The sequence below is a fragment of the Candidatus Pantoea communis genome (assembly GCF_011752685.1).
In the GTDB taxonomy this organism is placed as follows: domain Bacteria; phylum Pseudomonadota; class Gammaproteobacteria; order Enterobacterales; family Enterobacteriaceae; genus Pantoea; species Pantoea communis.
Genome location: NZ_VWXC01000008.1, coordinates 219,146 through 235,628, shown reverse-complemented (window position 1 = coordinate 235,628; position 16,483 = coordinate 219,146). Strand labels below are relative to the sequence as shown.

The 16,483-nt window shown below is 52.7% G+C and carries 16 protein-coding genes and 1 tRNA gene; 10 read left to right on the top strand and 7 right to left on the bottom strand.

The window, feature by feature from the left end; all coding sequences use genetic code 11:
• Positions 1 to 631 precede the first annotated feature (631 nt).
• The 4 genes from F3J37_RS13155 to F3J37_RS13140 form a co-directional block, all read right to left on the bottom strand.
• On the bottom strand, positions 632 to 1,579 hold the full coding sequence (locus tag F3J37_RS13155) for a sce7725 family protein (protein ID WP_166933780.1): 948 nt from the start codon (positions 1,577 to 1,579) through the stop codon (positions 632 to 634).
• A gap of 18 nt (positions 1,580 to 1,597) precedes the next feature.
• Positions 1,598 to 2,446 (bottom strand): sce7726 family protein, encoded by an 849-nt coding sequence (locus tag F3J37_RS13150; RefSeq protein ID WP_166933775.1) that lies wholly within the window; start codon positions 2,444 to 2,446, stop codon positions 1,598 to 1,600.
• A gap of 386 nt (positions 2,447 to 2,832) precedes the next feature.
• Positions 2,833 to 2,909: transfer RNA gene (locus F3J37_RS13145), tRNA-Arg, on the bottom strand.
• A gap of 175 nt (positions 2,910 to 3,084) precedes the next feature.
• Complete coding sequence (locus F3J37_RS13140; RefSeq protein WP_166933773.1) at positions 3,085 to 3,588, bottom strand: DUF1198 family protein; 504 nt, start codon at positions 3,586 to 3,588, stop codon at positions 3,085 to 3,087.
• A 176-nt stretch (positions 3,589 to 3,764) separates the two neighbouring features.
• Between F3J37_RS13140 and folD the strand changes: the two genes are divergently transcribed.
• Entirely contained in the window at positions 3,765 to 4,631 is an 867-nt protein-coding gene (folD, locus tag F3J37_RS13135; protein ID WP_034828233.1) for a bifunctional methylenetetrahydrofolate dehydrogenase/methenyltetrahydrofolate cyclohydrolase FolD, read from the top strand.
• A complete protein-coding gene (ybcJ, locus tag F3J37_RS13130) occupies positions 4,631 to 4,843 on the top strand; it encodes a ribosome-associated protein YbcJ (RefSeq protein WP_166933771.1) in 213 nt (70 codons plus the stop codon). Before folD ends, ybcJ begins: the two co-directional genes overlap by 1 nt.
• Before the next feature lie 172 nt (positions 4,844 to 5,015).
• Here ybcJ and cysS read toward each other — a convergent pair whose 3' ends face one another.
• Complete coding sequence (gene cysS, locus F3J37_RS13125; RefSeq protein ID WP_166933769.1) at positions 5,016 to 6,401, bottom strand: cysteine--tRNA ligase; 1,386 nt, start codon at positions 6,399 to 6,401, stop codon at positions 5,016 to 5,018.
• A gap of 218 nt (positions 6,402 to 6,619) precedes the next feature.
• Between cysS and ppiB the strand changes: the two genes are divergently transcribed.
• From ppiB to purK, 4 genes are all read left to right on the top strand, one after another.
• Complete coding sequence (ppiB, locus tag F3J37_RS13120) at positions 6,620 to 7,114, top strand: peptidylprolyl isomerase B (protein ID WP_034828227.1); 495 nt, start codon at positions 6,620 to 6,622, stop codon at positions 7,112 to 7,114.
• A complete protein-coding gene (locus F3J37_RS13115) occupies positions 7,114 to 7,830 on the top strand; it encodes a UDP-2,3-diacylglucosamine diphosphatase (RefSeq protein ID WP_166933768.1) in 717 nt (238 codons plus the stop codon). The genes ppiB and F3J37_RS13115 overlap by 1 nt, the downstream gene beginning before the upstream one ends.
• A gap of 199 nt (positions 7,831 to 8,029) precedes the next feature.
• Positions 8,030 to 8,539: a 5-(carboxyamino)imidazole ribonucleotide mutase gene (purE, locus tag F3J37_RS13110; protein WP_034828223.1), complete on the top strand. Its 510-nt coding sequence runs from the start codon at positions 8,030 to 8,032 to the stop codon at positions 8,537 to 8,539.
• Positions 8,536 to 9,600, top strand: coding sequence for a 5-(carboxyamino)imidazole ribonucleotide synthase (gene purK, locus F3J37_RS13105; RefSeq protein WP_166933766.1), 1,065 nt, complete (start codon positions 8,536 to 8,538; stop codon positions 9,598 to 9,600). Before purE ends, purK begins: the two co-directional genes overlap by 4 nt.
• Before the next feature lie 44 nt (positions 9,601 to 9,644).
• Here the strand turns inward: purK and ybbP are convergent, their stop codons facing one another.
• Together ybbP and ybbA are read right to left on the bottom strand one after the other, a co-directional pair.
• Positions 9,645 to 12,062 (bottom strand): putative ABC transporter permease subunit YbbP, encoded by a 2,418-nt coding sequence (ybbP, locus tag F3J37_RS13100; RefSeq protein WP_166933764.1) that lies wholly within the window; start codon positions 12,060 to 12,062, stop codon positions 9,645 to 9,647.
• Positions 12,059 to 12,745, bottom strand: a complete 687-nt coding sequence (gene ybbA / locus F3J37_RS13095; protein ID WP_160867904.1) for a putative ABC transporter ATP-binding protein YbbA — start codon at positions 12,743 to 12,745, stop codon at positions 12,059 to 12,061. Before ybbA ends, ybbP begins: the two co-directional genes overlap by 4 nt.
• Between ybbA and tesA the strand changes: the two genes are divergently transcribed.
• The 4 genes from tesA to F3J37_RS13075 all read left to right on the top strand — a co-directional run bounded on the left by tesA (position 12,713) and on the right by F3J37_RS13075 (position 16,440).
• Positions 12,713 to 13,339 carry a multifunctional acyl-CoA thioesterase I/protease I/lysophospholipase L1 gene (tesA, locus tag F3J37_RS13090; protein WP_224934094.1) on the top strand — a complete coding sequence of 209 codons (627 nt, stop codon included), beginning with the start codon at positions 12,713 to 12,715 and terminating at the stop codon, positions 13,337 to 13,339. The two genes, ybbA and tesA, sit on opposite strands and share 33 nt — an antisense overlap.
• A 244-nt stretch (positions 13,340 to 13,583) precedes the next feature.
• Positions 13,584 to 14,645 carry an acyltransferase family protein gene (locus F3J37_RS13085; protein WP_166933762.1) on the top strand — a complete coding sequence of 354 codons (1,062 nt, stop codon included), beginning with the start codon at positions 13,584 to 13,586 and terminating at the stop codon, positions 14,643 to 14,645.
• Between the two features lie 87 nt (positions 14,646 to 14,732).
• Positions 14,733 to 15,506: an SDR family oxidoreductase gene (locus F3J37_RS13080; RefSeq protein WP_160832660.1), complete on the top strand. Its 774-nt coding sequence runs from the start codon at positions 14,733 to 14,735 to the stop codon at positions 15,504 to 15,506.
• Positions 15,507 to 15,585: 79 nt separating this feature from the next.
• On the top strand, positions 15,586 to 16,440 hold the full coding sequence (locus F3J37_RS13075; RefSeq protein ID WP_166933760.1) for a thioredoxin family protein: 855 nt from the start codon (positions 15,586 to 15,588) through the stop codon (positions 16,438 to 16,440).
• The last annotated feature ends 43 nt before the right edge of the window (positions 16,441 to 16,483 follow it).

Below are 16,483 nucleotides of genomic sequence, written 5' to 3'. Positions count from 1 at the left end.
GAGTATAACGACGGCGCTTTTGCTCGCCAGTGATCACTTCGATTCTTTGCACAGGACACTCCTTAAACATAGCTCTATGCGTATGTCTTACTGGTGAAGTGTCCGGTTTAAACGGGGGCTATTACAGTCTGCTAAAGTCTGAACCGGGCTTTGTGCCGATTTTTTTACGCCCCTTTTCCTGACTGGCTTTCCTGCTCACGACTGCATGTCTATGCTGCATGAAAACGCATGAGTCTAAGGCACTCAAGAACGGCTCATCAGCCCAGCCGTAGCGCGGCATAACCCCTTCATTCTTGTGCATGAAAACTACTCAATAAAGCGGGCAGGCGTGGCGGGGATACGAGAGCGCGCAATGGGTAAAGAGTAAGACCTAATTAGGACTCAGGAGTAAGTTAGCATTTCATTACGGCTTAACGATACTGAGATATTGTGAGGGAAATAGGGGGACCTTTCTATTCTTATTGAGAATTTTCAATAGATTGAAAATTAATATATATCTTATTTGTGCTCAAGAAGTGGTTATGACCTTCATGAAAAATAAAGAAAAAACATAACTTACCACAAAAAAATCCGCATCAAATAAATATTTAAGACATAAAAAAAGAGGCGCAACCTGCACCTCTCAATAGGATTATAGAATATCGTGCATTAATTCAAAGTGGTTTTTTATTGTCATCTTTTTGATATAAGCTAAATTAGTCCTCTCGCCTGGCGTTCTATAAATAGAAATCAACTCTTGACAAGCGGTTGACCAGTTTAAGATATCAGGTCTTTGAGTAGTGACGAAAGCTTCTAATTTCTCTAATGCTTCATCTATCAAAATAGCGACGTCTTCAGCTACGACTCTAGGGTCTGACAAAAAATGATGAACTAAAATTTCGGTCTTTTCAACATTCTCATAAGTCAGATGTATTACAGCGGTGATGGCCTGGCCTCCACCTTCTGCAAAATGGTCGCCAACTATTGAAAAGTCTCCAAAGCCTTGAAATCCCAACTGAGCGTAATTTAAATGCAAATCCGAGAAAAACTCAATAATATTATCGGCATAACCAGCATTGGTTTGAGTGCGATTTAGCCCATCACGAATTAAAACCTTAGTTGTGTTACTAAAGTTTGAAATGTAATTCGTACTGCACTTACCGTCAATAAATATATTACTTTTAAATGAAACATCTGAACATTCAATATTAAGGAGCTGCTGCGCATTAGCATAACTTCCCATATGAATAATAGACTTACTTTGCTGTTGATAAGTAGTAAAAAAAGAGTTTAACTGCGTATAGCTAGTTGTATCATCTACAATATAACCCAGCTCAACCTGAGGATAAAAATCGATAGCACCATCAACTAATTGTTCCGCAAGCCTCTGATTCCCTTCTAGCTCCCCGCACTTAGGATTGACTATCAAGATTACTCTGACATTTTGGATCTGAGCATCCCTTAGGCAACTGTATAAATCTCTACTATTTTCTCTAACTGGCTCAATAATTACAGCCATATTTTTTTGAACTATTTTTGGCAAACATGACCGAACAGCTAATAATTCATATTGCTTGGCTCTTAAATAACAATGGTACATGTTGTGATTCCTTATCAGTTAACATATAGTTTCTACCATGTTTTCCCTAAGTGTCATCAAGCTTTTATGGTTTAATCGTAGATTCAATAATGTAGCCAACAGTGACTGAGGAAGAAAAAGAAAATAATCCTTTTCGAATCTCTCAAGCCCTCTTTCCTTTAGGATTTTTAACATTTCCCTTTGCGCAATTTCAACATCCAAATCAATAAAGGCACTTCTACACGTATCTTTAATATCGGCAGCTTTACCAAAAGCTTTAGATCCAATAATCCCCTCATAGAACAGAGTGTATTCTGAAGGCCTCAAACAATTAAACATTTTATCTTTAGACAAGGATTTTTTATTTGAAGAAGCCATCCTCTCATAATTTAAAACATTTTTTTCATTTAAAGTAATGATACCAGTGGTATCATGGGCAACCTTGATTGCATGATTAACTTTATTCTGAGGAACAACCACATACACATACTCAAAAACATCTTTATATTCATAGAGTTGATCATCAAGTCTATCGAAGGAATCGAGTTCGGTTTTTATTTCGTAAGCGGTAGATGTGTCGTTAAAAATAGCAACATCAGCTATGCACCCATTAACTTTAAACTCATTGACATAGCTTACATTATTAAATTTATGAGATTTTCTAATTATTGATTTCGCTATTTCGTTTTTATAAATATATTCATTTCTATACTTCTTTTTTAATATAATATACATTTCATCATAAATTTTCGATATAGATTTACCCTCTACTTTATATGAAGGGTAATTATCCATTACAATCTTCTTAAAGAGATCAAGTCTATTCTTTTTTGCCATTTCTAAAACAACATTACGACTAAATATTTTACTTATGGCTTGATAATTCATTCTATTTTCACACCAAAAAATCACTATTCAAAAAGAGAATTATTAAAAACAACCCAACCAAAACTCGATCATCATATGATTAATAAAACATTGTTGTCAAACCATCACCTGTATAGATTAGAATTAAGCGTATACCAGATAGCTCATTAAGATCAGTTTGTCGGAAAATCTCTTCTTCATGGGGATGTCCTCATGTGACTTATGAAGACATTACTAACATCGCGGTGTATTAATCAACGGGGAGCAGGTCAAGTCCCCTATTTTTTGTTTTTATTGATTTAATTCATATCAAATAGACAATAGTCAATTTAGGGGCAGAAAAAACCTAGTGAAATCAGAAATTTTGAAGAAAAAAAGGGATCAGTAGAAGTTTAGAGACTTGAAAATGGCACGCCCTACAGGATTCGAACCTGTGACCTACGGCTTAGAAGGCCGGTGCTCTATCCAGCTGAGCTAAGGGCGCATAGTGGTTGCGTCGGATTATACGTTTGCACGCTCTCGCGTCAACGTTTTTGCCGCCCTGCGGCTCCAGAGTGTTGAATCATTGAACAATTCGTCCTGAAGACCGCGCAGTACGCCTCACGTCGCACGCCATCCGCCCTCAATACCCATGCCCATGCCCAACACTCCCCCGCCCATCAATGCCGCTTACGCCACTCGCTCATCGACACCAGATTACTCACCTCACCCGACTCCCCTTCCAGCTCGATCCCCTGCTGCGTAAACCGCGCATTATACTGCTCCCGCAGCGCATGCAGTTCCGCACTCTCCGGCTCCAACTGCCGCAGAAATCCCAGCGCCAGCAACAGCTGCTGCCGCGATATCAGTCCCGAAAATCCAGCTTTAGTCAGAATCCCGTGCCAGCGCACCGCGTTCTCGTCGCTGCCATCGACAATCAACACCTGCCAGATCAGCATCACCGCTGCGCCGTTAGCCAGATGGGTTTCATTATCGCCCGCGATGTAATCGGTGAACTCTTTGGCCGCATCCTTACCCATCAGCGACAGCATCGATTCGATGTGCACCGGCGGCAGTTGCAGCCTTTTACTCAGCGCCTGCGCAGCATGGCGCGAACCGGCCGTCAGTAGTTGAAACCCTACAACAAACACCACCGCCAGCGTGGCGAGTATTAACCAAATCATCACGGCATCCACATAATTTCCTGAGGGACATAATACGCGCTAAGGCGGCCTCACGTCACTGCGGAAAGTCGTGAAACGCACGGGTGAAATGAATCTCTACCTGACAGCCGGACGCGCTTCTGACAGAATAGGCGCCAATCCCCGATTTAACTCTCTACAGATGGATTTCCTCTCTGATGGCAGCAAAAATTATTGATGGTAAAACGATTGCGCAGCAGGTGCGCCTTGAGGTTGCCGAAAAAGTACAGCAGCGTCTGGCAGCCGGTAAACGTGCACCAGGTTTGGCAGTGGTGCTGGTGGGTGAGAACCCCGCTTCGCAGATCTATGTCGCCAGCAAACGTCGCGCCTGTGATGAAGTGGGCTTTATCTCCCGCTCTTACGATCTGCCTGCGACCACCAGCGAAGCCGAACTGCTGGAACTGATCGATACGCTGAACAATGACAGCGAAATCGACGGCATTCTGGTTCAGCTACCGCTGCCAGCCGGCATCGATAATGTCAAAGTGCTGGAACGTATCGTGCCTGACAAAGATGTCGATGGCTTCCATCCGTACAACATCGGTCGTCTGTGCCAGCGTGCACCGAAGCTGCGTCCTTGTACGCCACGCGGCATCGTCACGCTGCTGGAGCGCTACAATATCGATACCTACGGTCTGAACGCCGTGGTGGTCGGCGCATCCAATATCGTTGGTCGTCCGATGAGCATGGAGCTGCTGCTGGCGGGCTGCACCACCACCGTCACGCACCGTTTCACCAAAGATCTGCGTCATCACGTTGAGCACGCCGACCTGCTGGTGGTGGCGGTCGGTAAACCAGGCTTTATTCCGGGTGACTGGATCAAGCCAGGCGCGGTGGTGATTGATGTTGGCATCAATCGTCTGGAGAGCGGTAAAGTGGTGGGTGATGTGGATTTTGCGAGCGCGTCTGAGCGTGCGTCTTATATCACCCCGGTTCCCGGTGGCGTCGGTCCGATGACCGTTGCGACCCTGATTCAAAATACATTAGTCGCGTGCGAAGAGTATCACGACGTGGAGGAGGCATAATGGCCAGTTTTTCTTTGGGCGAACATGCTCACGTTGATTTGTGTGACCTGCTGAAACTCGAAGGTTGGGTGCAGAGCGGTGCGCAGGCAAAAGTGGCCATCGCGGATGGCGAAGTGCGTGTTGATGGCACAATCGAAACGCGTAAGCGCTGCAAGATTGTGGCAGGTCAGAAAGTTGAGTTCGCGGGTTATAAAATTACCGTTGTAGCTTAAGCGTTCAGGCAATGAAAAGGGGCGAACCGTGGTTCGCCCCTTTTGCTATTGTGCGGCTGGTAAATTCAGGTACGCATCAACGTGAACTCTGCGACTTGAGAATTCGAGTGCTGATGACAGCGCACCCTTCAATCTGCCTATTCGGGTGCCGATAAACGCGCACCCGACAATATTACTTACGACGCCAGCTCGAACCCTGCGGACCATCTTCGACAATCACGCCCAGCTCATTCAGCTTGTCACGCGCCACATCCGCCTGTGCCCAATCTTTTGCGGCACGCGCATCAGAACGCGCTTTGACCCAATGCTCGATCTCTGCCACTTCGTCATCATTCACCTGCGCACTGCTCTGCAGGAACTGCTCTGGATCCTGTTGCAGGATGCCGAGCACGTTCGCCAGCTGACGCAGTTTCGCGGCCAGTGCATCAGAGGCGGCTTTGTCTTCAGTTTTCAGGCGATTAACTTCACGCGCCATGTCGAAGAACACCGAGTAGGCTTCCGGCGTGTTGAAGTCGTCATCCATCGCGGTGCGGAAGCGCGCTTCGAACTCTTCGCCACCTGCTGGCATGGCGCTGGCATCGGTGTGACGCAGCGCGGTATAGAGACGCTCCAGCGCCGCACGTGCCTGATTGAGGTTATCTTCGCCGTAGTTAAGCTGGCTGCGATAGTGGCCCGACATCAGGAAGTAACGCACGGTTTCGGCATCGTAATGCGCCAGTACATCGCGCACGGTGAAGAAGTTGCCAAGTGATTTCGACATCTTCTCGCGATCGATCATCACCATGCCGGAGTGCATCCAGTAGTTGACGTAATCGCCGTCGTGCGCACAGGTTGACTGCGCCACTTCGTTTTCATGGTGCGGGAACATCAGATCCGATCCGCCGCCGTGGATATCGAAGTGGGTGCCGAGTTGCTTGCAGTTCATCGCAGAACACTCGATGTGCCAGCCCGGACGACCGTTGCCCCACGGCGAATTCCATGCGGGTTCATCCGGCTTGGACATTTTCCACAACACGAAGTCCATCGGGTTGCGTTTGATTTCGGTGATTTCAACGCGCGCGCCCGCCTGCAGCTGAGTCAGATCCTGACGCGACAACACGCCATAACCTTTGTCACTCAGCACATCGAACATCACGTCGCCGTTATCGGCCACATAAGCGTGTTTGCGTTCGATTAAACGCTCAACCAGTTCGATGATTTCAGGGATATGGCGCGTGGCACGCGGTTCCAGATCCGGCGGCAGAATACCTAACGCGTCAAAATCTTTGTGCATTTCAGCGATCATACGGTTGGTCAGCGTCTCGATGCTCTCACCGTTTTCGTTGGCACGTTTGATGATCTTGTCTTCAATATCGGTAATGTTACGCACATATTTGAGCTGATAGCCCACATAGCGCAGATAACGTGACACCACATCAAATGCAACGAAGGTACGCCCATGGCCGATATGACAAAGGTCATAAACCGTAATTCCACAGACGTACATGCCGATCTGACCAGCGTGGATCGGTTTGAATTCCTCTTTCTGACGGCTCAGGGTGTTATAGATCTTCAGCATTGAACGATTCCGTTATTAACGTTTGCGGGATACGCCTTTCCAGCGTAGCTGGGTATTGTGCCGTATTTTTCTCAGTTGTGCATCGCTCGCTTACCTTCTGTGGCTGCCTTACTGACGAGCCATCGGAATTTGTGATATAAGAGGCGTCTACAAAAATGCCCCGCCGCTTAGCAGGCGCGGCAGTTGATACTGACGACACCCGTAACAGGACGAATATAATGGTCACTTTCCAGACGAACCATGGCGACATCGTAATCAAAACCTTCGATGACAAAGCGCCGGCTACCGTGAAAAACTTCCTGGACTACTGCCGTGAAGGTTTCTACGACAACACCATCTTCCACCGTGTTATCAACGGTTTCATGATCCAGGGCGGCGGTTTTGAGCCTGGCATGAAGCAGAAAGACACCAAAGAAGACATCCGTAACGAAGCCAACAACGGTCTGAAGAACACCAAAGGTACGCTGGCGATGGCCCGTACTCAGGCGCCACACTCTGCGACTGCACAGTTTTTCATCAACGTAGCAGACAACGACTTCCTAAACTTCCGTGACGAAAGCCTGCAGGGCTGGGGTTACTGCGTGTTCGCTGAAGTGGTTGAAGGCATGGACGTGGTTGAGAAAATCAAAGCGGTGAAAACGGGCCGCAGCGGCATGCACCAGGACGTTCCGGTTGACGACGTTGTCATCCAGAAAGTGACTGTTAGCGAGTAATGTCGCGCACGCTGTTTATCGCAGATTTGCATCTGTGCACAGAAGAACCGGCAATTACTGCCGGTTTTCTGCATTTTTTGCAGGGTGAAGCGCGCGATTGCGATGCGCTTTACATCCTCGGCGATCTGTTTGAAGCCTGGATTGGTGATGACGATCCTAATCCGCTACATCGTGAAATCGCCGCAGCACTGAAAGCCCTGCCGATCCCCACATTCTTCATCCATGGCAATCGAGACTTCCTGCTCGGTAAACGTTTTGCGCGCGCCAGCGGCATGACGTTGCTGCCGGAAGAGCAAGTGCTCAGCCTGTACGGCCATCGCGTGCTGATTATGCACGGCGATACTTTGTGTACCGACGACGAAGGCTATCAACGCTTCCGCGCCAAAGTGCATCAGCGCTGGCTACAATGCTTGTTCCTCGCCCTGCCGTTGCGCATCCGCATGCGCATTGCCGCACGTATGCGCGCCGACAGCAAGCAAGCCAATCAGCACAAGTCGATGAGCATCATGGATGTTAATCAGCAAGCCGTGATCGATACGATGACGCGCCAGCAGGTGCGGATTTTGATTCACGGGCATACTCACCGTCCGGCGGTGCATGAGCTGGTTGTGCAAGGTGAAAGCGCCCAGCGCGTGGTGCTCGGTGCCTGGCACGAAAATGGCTCGATGATTCAGGTCGATGCCGATGGCGTGCAGCTGATCGAATTCCCGTTTTAAAATCGAAACCTAATAGTCGGGCGCATCCGGGCTCGACACTCAGCGGGATGAAGATTCATCATCTGCCCATCCTGACGCATCATTGCCCGTTTTCCGGCCACGCAACCGTTTTCCTTGCTCTCTTCTCATGCTATTCTCTGTGCCCTTCTTTACCTGCCCGCCCGGCCAGGTTCGTTTGACTATTCACAGGAGTTGACGCATGTCATCCAACGCCACCCCGGCTCGTATCGCCATCGTCATGGGTTCTAAAAGTGACTGGGCTACCATGCAGTTCGCCGAGGAAATTCTTAACAGCCTGGATGTTCCGTTCCACGTTGAAGTGGTCTCTGCTCACCGTACGCCAGACAAACTGTTCAGCTTTGCCGAAACCGCCGCAGATAACGGTTTCCATGTGATCATTGCCGGAGCGGGCGGTGCTGCGCATCTGCCGGGCATGATTGCTGCCAAAACGCTGGTGCCAGTGCTGGGCGTGCCGGTTCAAAGCGCCGCGCTGAGCGGTGTGGATAGCCTCTACTCCATCGTGCAGATGCCGCGCGGCATTCCTGTCGGCACATTGGCGATCGGTAAAGCCGGTGCGGCTAACGCTGCGCTGTTGGCGGCACAGATTCTGGCGGTGCATGACAAAGACCTGGCGGCGCGTCTCGCCACATGGCGTCAAACCCAGACTGATGAAGTGCTGAACAACCCAGATCCGCGGGTGGATGCATGAAACCGGTTTGCGTACTCGGCAACGGTCAGTTAGGCCGTATGCTGCGCCAGGCGGGTGAACCGCTGGGCATCGCGGTGTATCCGGTAGGTCTGGATGCCGAACCTTCTGCCCTGCCGATCGCCGAAAGCGTGATCACCGCAGAGATTGAGCGTTGGCCGGAAACCGCGTTAACACGCGAGCTGGCGCTGCATCCGGCGTTTGTGAACCGCGATATCTTCCCGCGTCTCGCCGATCGCCTGACGCAGAAACAGCTGCTCGATCAGCTGAACCTGGCGACGGCGCCCTGGCAGTTGCTGGCAGATAAAGCTGAGTGGCCGCAGGTGTTCAGCTCGCTGGGCGAACTGGCGATTGTGAAACGTCGCACCGGCGGTTATGACGGTCGTGGTCAGTGGCGTTTGCGCGCCAACGAAACCGATTCGCTGCCGGATGAGTGCTACGGCGAATGCATCGTTGAACAGGGCATTAACTTCAGCGGTGAAGTGTCGCTGGTTGGTGCGCGCGGTCAGGATGGCACCACGGTGTTCTATCCGCTGACGCATAACCTGCATCAGGACGGCATTCTGCGCACCAGCGTGGCGTTCCCGCAGGCCGATGCTGCGCAACAGCAGCAGGCGGAAGCGATGCTTAGCGCGATCATGCATGAGCTGAAGTACGTTGGTGTGATGGCGATGGAGTGTTTCATCACGCCAGAAGGCCTGCTGATCAACGAACTGGCGCCGCGCGTGCACAACAGCGGTCACTGGACGCAGAACGGCGCGTCGATCAGCCAGTTTGAGCTGCATCTGCGTGCGGTGCTGGGTCTGGCACTGCCGAAACCGGTGGTGTTCGCGCCGTCGGTGATGGTGAACCTGATTGGCACCGACGTGAATGTCGACTGGCTGCAACAGCCGCTGGTGCATCTGCACTGGTATGACAAAGAAGTGCGTCCGGGCCGTAAGGTTGGGCACTTAAATATCACTGACAGCGATCAGGCGCGCCTTACGGCTGCGTTGAACGCCTTGGTGCCGCTGCTGCCGGAAGAGTACGCCAGCGGAATTGCCTGGGCGGTTGAGAAGCTGTAAATGAAAAAGGCCGCGCAAGCGGCCTTTGATTTTTGTGCACTAGATTAAGCCGCTTCAAACCGCCTGAACAGCGCCTTCCCTTCCAGCAATCGCACGCCCAGCCAACCACCGCACAGCGACAACAGCAGCGCGCCGCAAATCGGTAATGCCATCCACAGCGTCCAGTCCGGCTCCCAGGGGAAATCGAAGATCTTACGCTGTAATCCCCACAGCGCCGCTTCTGCGCCTAGTGCCGCTGCAATACCCGACACCACGCCAAGCAAGGCAAACTCGCACCACAGCGTGCCGCGCAGCAGGCGTTTACTGGCACCGAGCGTGCGATACACCACCAACTCTTGCCTGCGCTGTCGCATACCGACCTGAATCTGCGCCAGCAACAGCAGAACACCGCACACCGTCACCAGCACCACCATGATCTCCAGCGCCTGACTGACCTGCGCCAGCACCAGACCGATCTGCTTCAGCATGCTGCCGACATCCAGCAAACTCAGCGTCGGGAAGGCGCGATTGAGCTGTGCCAGCAGCGCCGGATTGCTGTCCATGCGGAAACTGGTCAACCAGGTTTGCGGCTGTTGATCCAGCGCGCCCGGCGGGAAGATAAAGAAGAAGTTCGGCCGCAGGCTTTCCCAATCCACTTTGCGCAGGCTGGTGACTTTGGCGCTGAACTGCTGGGTATCACCGCTGAAGGTCAGCGTATCGCCGAGCTTCAGGCCAAGGCGATCCGCCAGTTCCACTTCCATCGACACTTCACCCGCTTTCGGCGGCCAGCTCCCGGCCAGCAGCGGATTGTGATCCGGTAGCTCCCCCTGCCACGTCAGATTCAATTCGCGGTTCAGCGCGTTATCCATCTTCGGATCGGCTTCTTTGCCGTTCAGTTCCGTCAGACGCGCACGCACAATCGGGTAATAGGATTCCGGTTTAATATGATGCTGATTGAGGAACTCGCGCACCTGCGGCACCTGTTCCTGCGTCATGTTAAGCAGGAAATAGTTCGGTGCATCCGGCGGTAACTGCTGCTGCCAGCGATCCAGCAGATCGCCGCGCATCACCAACAGTAACGCCAGCAGCATAAAGGAGAGCGAAAATGCCGCCAGCTGGCTCAGCGTCATCACCGGCTGTCGTAGCAGACGATTGATCGCCAGACGCATCGCCAGATTGCGCACCACCAGCTTACGCAGCAGCAACAGCGTGCCCCAGCCGAGCAGTGACAGCAGCAGCGCCAGCATCACCACGCCCGCCAGCAGCGCCCACAGCATTTTGCTGCCGCCCATCAATAATGCCAGCAGGCCAACCACCACCAGCGCCATGGCGGGAAGATAAATGCGCAGCGGCCAGACATTTGCCACCGCATCGCGCCGGAGCACACGCAGCGGCTGAGTTGCCATCAACAGGCGATAGGGGCGCAATCCCACCAGCAGCGAAATCACAAACATCGCGCCAATCGCCCACAGCCACGGCCAGAAGCTGGCGGCAGGCAAGGCGGCGGGCAGCACTGGTTTGAGCATCGCCAGCAGGATGACCTCAATCCCCTGCCCCAGCACGCTGCCCGCTATCGCCGCCAGCAGCAACACCGCCAGCCACTGGCCGATGATCAACCGTTGCAAGGCTTTGCGCGTCGCGCCCAGCGTTTTCAGCACTGCTACCAGATCGTAGCGGCTGCGGCAGTAATGGCTCATCGCCACCGCCACGGCGGCAATCGCCAGCATCAGCGTCAGCAGTGCTGATAACAGGAGAAATTGCTGGGCGCGTTGCATCGAGCGACCCAGCGCATCTTCGGAGTTCTCGACGCTGATCCAGCGCTCACCGGCTTTTAACTGCGGCTGGATCCAGCTGTCATAACGCGCCAGCGGAGCCGGATCGCCGGAGAACTTGTAGCGCCAGCTGAGTCGGCTACCGGGCTGAATCGCACCGGTTTTATCGACATCCGCGAGGTTCATCAGCAGGCGCGGCGCCGTCTGGAACGGATTAAAGCCGCCATCCGGTTCCTGAATCACTTCACCGGCAATACGCAGCGTGGTGTCACCGACATCAACATTGTCGCCAACTTTCAGATTCAGCAGCGCCAGCAAGCGTGGCGCGGCCAGCACCGTGCCCGCCTGCGGTTTTAATCCCGGCGGATCAGTCTGCAAGGTGCCGAACATCGGATAGGCATCATCCACGGCTTTCACGTCCGCCAGCTGCGGCGTCTGATCGGCGAAGGTCATGGTCATAAAACTGAGCTGACGACTGACGGAGAGCCCTTCATCGCGCGCTTTTTTCAGCCAGGCTTCCGGCGCGGGCGCGCTGCTGCGCAGGGTACGGTCGCCCGCCATAAAATCACGGCTCTGCTGGCTCAGCCCTTTCTCCATGCGATCGCTGATCGAACCCAGCGCCAGCACGCAGGCCACCGCCAGCGTCAGTGCCAGCCAGACAATCAGCAGCGACGGCGAGCGCCATTCACGCCAGAACCAGCGCCAAATCATGTCTCCTCCCACAGCTTGCCGTCGCGCAGGCGCAGCCGGCGATCGCAGCGCGCCGCCAGTTGCTCATCGTGCGTCACCAGAATCAGCGTGGTGGCGAAATCGCGGTTGAGGGAGAAAAGTAAGTCGGCAATGCGATCGCCGGTTTTACGATCCAGGTTGCCGGTCGGTTCATCGGCGAACAGCAAACCCGGACGGCCACTAAACGCGCGTGCCAGCGCCACACGCTGTTGTTCCCCGCCCGAAAGCTGCGCGGGCAGATGATGCAGACGATCTTTCAGGCCAAGTTGCGTTAAGAGATCCACCGCCTGGGCGCGGCTATCGCGATCGCTGTCACCGCGCAGCAAGGCAGGCAGCTGCACGTTCTCCAGCGCATTGAGTGTTGGCACCAGCATAAAGGACTGGAACACAAAGCCGACTTCCCGCGCGCGCAACGCGGCACGTTGTTCTTCGTTCATATGATGCAGCGGCTGGCCGAGCAGATTGACCTCGCCGCTGCTGCCATCGTCCAGCCCGGCCAGAATGCCCAGTAATGTGGATTTGCCGGAACCCGATTCGCCAATCAGCGCAATGGTCTCAGCTGGTTTGACAACCAGCTCAACTCCGGTAAGGATGGTCAGCTGATGCTCTCCCTGACCGACGGACTTAGTAAGATGATGAACTGCAACAATGTTTTCCGCTGGCATTATCCCTTCCTGTTGTTATTGCTTCTGCTGGTGTCCCGCATCGCCGCCGCCGATACCTTGCTGGTACTGGGCGACAGCCTGAGCGCCGGGTATCGCATGTCCGCCACTGCGGCATGGCCCAGCCTGCTCAATAAAACCTGGCAACAGCAGCCCCAGATTATTAACGCCAGCATCAGCGGAGATACCGCCGGACAAGGGCTGGCGCGTTTGCCTGGCCTATTAAAACAGCATCAACCACGTTGGGTGTTAATCGAATTGGGCGGTAACGATGGCTTGCGCGGCTTCCCGCCTGCCAATATCGCGCAGGATCTGAGTAAAGTGATCGACGAAGTCAAAGCCGCTAAAGCGCAGCCGCTGCTGATGCAAATTCGTTTACCCGCTAATTATGGACGTCGTTATACCGAAGCGTTTAGCGCGATCTATCCGCAGCTGGCACAGCAGTACAACATTCCTCTGGTGCCCTTCTTTATGGAGCAGGTCTATCTGAAGCCGGAATGGATGCAGCAGGACGGTATTCACCCCAATCCGGATGCGCAGCCGTTTATCGCCAATCTGATGGCCAACGAACTGGCTCCGCTAGTAAAGCAGAATTAAAGCAGGTGTGTGATTTTTAACAGGTAAAGAAATGCAAACCCTGGCAATGGCGGCACAAATTCCATTCATGCGCATCTGCAGACCTGACGATGCGCAACATCACACTTCTTACTTAAACCAAATCATTATTTACTAATTCTTTGCACTCTTAACTTTTCGTGGTCACATCCTTAACGCAATGATATAAAAGGGCACAATTTGAGCCGTCTACTTGCGGCTGGCTACCACAGTTAAGAATAATTAAATGAATCCGAGTTATTTTAAAAGTGTGCACGCGCTCAGGGGATTCGCTGCCCTCAGCGTGATGTTTTTCCATTTCCGCTGGAACATCAATGCAAAGTCATCTGGGTTAGGAGACTCATTATTTGGTTGGGGAGCCACCGGTGTTGACCTGTTTTTTCTGATTAGCGGTTTTGTGATTGTTTTAACCTTGAAAACGACACCCGCCACGCTTTCAGGAACGGTGCATTTTTTGAAGCGCCGCCTCTTCCGGATATTACCTGCGTACTACATTATTCTGATCATTACCTTTCTGCTCTCTGGCGCCATGAGCACCTTCCATTATGCGGATAAAACCCAGAACCTCATAAGCGCGCTCACCTTTCAGCCGATATATCCTGAGCACGGTCCCTTTTATGTGGATGACAGTGGCATGTATGGAATTCGCTGGACCCTGAATTATGAACTCTACTTTTATCTTGCGGTGGGATTGCTTCTGGGATTACCACGTCGGGCTTTAGCTATCGCAATTTGGTTCGTCTTAACTCTCTTCGCCATCCCCTGGCTTGCCGGGAAAAACCTCAGCCTCGCAGAGCAAGGTTATGATCTCGGCAGTGCACAGCTAAACCTTGTCACCAATCCGATGATTTTATTGTTCCTGGTCGGCATGCTCATTGGGCTAAGTGAACCGCTGCTGCGTAAACTCAACGCTAACCTGATGCTGATCATGTTTACCGCTTCGGTAGTCATGATGGCTGCGCTTTTTAGCCATGGGCTGTTTGTCGGGCATGGCTTAACCGGTTCAGGATGGATTTATGCACTTGTTCTCTTATTCGCCATTGCTTCAGAAGAGAAAATTGGGAAGTTTATCCCACGCGCATGGCTGATGTTAGGTGATATCTCATTTTCACTTTACCTCGTACACACCTTGATGAATCAAGGGCTAGGTAAACGTTTGAATGGTCTGGGGATTGAAGATGGGCCTTGGCGATTTTGTGTCTCGGTTGTCCTCTCATTACTTTTGGCATGGCTGGCATGGAAGTACATTGAAAGGCCATTCAACGCACTCAGCAAACCACGCGCTTAAGCATCCGGGTTGGCCATAACTAAAGGTTGACGCCAGTAGTACAAATCACTGAATCTGTTATCAATCTCAAACAGCCTTACAGTGATTATGCAAAAAAATATCCTCATCACCGGCTGCTCCAGCGGTATTGGCTTAGCGGCTGCCAACGATTTGCAGTCTCGCGGTTATCGCGTGATTGCCGCCTGCCGTCGCGCGGATGATGTGGCGCGCATGGAGGCGCTGGGCTTTATTGGCGTGCTGCTCGATCTTGATGATGAAGCCAGCGTGGATGCCGCAGCCGACCATATTCTGGAATTGTGCGAGCATCGCTTGCATGGCCTGTTCAACAACGGCGGCTTTGGTCAATATGGCCCGTTGAGCAGCGTCTCGCGCGCGCAGCTGGAAAAGCAGTTCTCCACCAACCTGTTTGGTACGCACCAACTGACGATGCGCCTGCTGCCTGCTCTGCAAGCCAGCGGCAATGGGCGTATTATCAATACCAGCTCGGTGCTGGGGCTGATCTCCACGCCCGGGCGCGGTGCCTATGCCGCCAGCAAATGGGCGCTGGAAGCCTGGAGCGATGCGCTGCGCATGGAAGTCCGCGCTTCCGGTGTACGCGTGAGTTTGATCGAGCCGGGGCCGATTGCCACGCGTTTCACCGACAATGTGCATCAGGGCGAGCAGGACAAACCGGTGCGCAATCCCGGCATTGCCGCACGCTTTACGCTGCCGCCGGAAGCCATTTTGCCCAAGCTGCGCCACGCGCTGGAAAGCAAACATCCGCGCCTGCGCTATCCGGTGACGCTGGTCGCATGGGTAATGAGCCTGCTGAAACGCCTGTTACCGGGCTGGATGCTGGATCGCATCTTGCGCAGCAACTGATCGACAAGCTAGATTTGAACTTGAAGCGGGGCAGCTTGCCCCCATATTCTCAACACACTTTCTGCAAAGAGACGTATTCATGTCACACGCTTTGATTATCGACATCAACGAATCCAACCTGCACCAGACGCTGGAACAATCCACGCAGATGCCGGTGCTGTTCTATTTCTGGTCCGATCGCAGCCAACACTGTCAGGAGCTGACGCCGGTGCTGGAACGTCTGGCACAGGAGTATGCGGGTCAGTTCATTTTGGCCAAACTGGATTGTGATAAAGAGCAGATGGTGGCATCGCAGTTTGGTCTGCGCTCGATTCCAACCGTGTACCTGTTCCAGAACGGGCAGCCGGTGGATGGCTTCCAGGGCCCGCAGCCGGAAGAGGCGATCCGCGCGCTGTTGCAAAAAGTGCTGCCGCGTGAAGAAGAGATCAAAACCCATCAGGCGATGCAGCTGAAGGAAGAAGGCAAACCGCTGGATGCGCTGCCGTTGCTGAAAGATGCCTGGGCGCTGAGCAACCAGAACAGTGAAATTGGTTTCCTGTTGGCAGAAGTGTTGATGACTTTGAACCGCAGCGATGAAGCCGAAGCCGTGCTGGCAGTGGTGCCCTTACAGGATCAGGATACCCGCTATCAGAGCCTGGTTTCGCAAATCGAACTGCTGAAACAAGCTGCGGATACTCCAGAGATCCAGCAATTGCAGGAACAGTTGGCCAGTGAGCCCGCGAATGCAGAGCTGGCTGCTAAACTTGCTTTACAGCTGCACCAGGTGGGCCGTAACGAAGAAGCACTGGATCTGCTGTTCAGCTTCCTGAAGAGCGATCTCAGTGCCGGAGAAGGTCAGGTACGTAAGATGTTCCAGGAGATTTTGGCCGCGCTCGGCACAGGCGATGCACTCGCCACGCGCTATCGCCGCCAGCTGTACTCGCTGCTGTACTGATCGGTACCGCGCGTGCAACGGGCCGAACGATTCGGCCCGACAA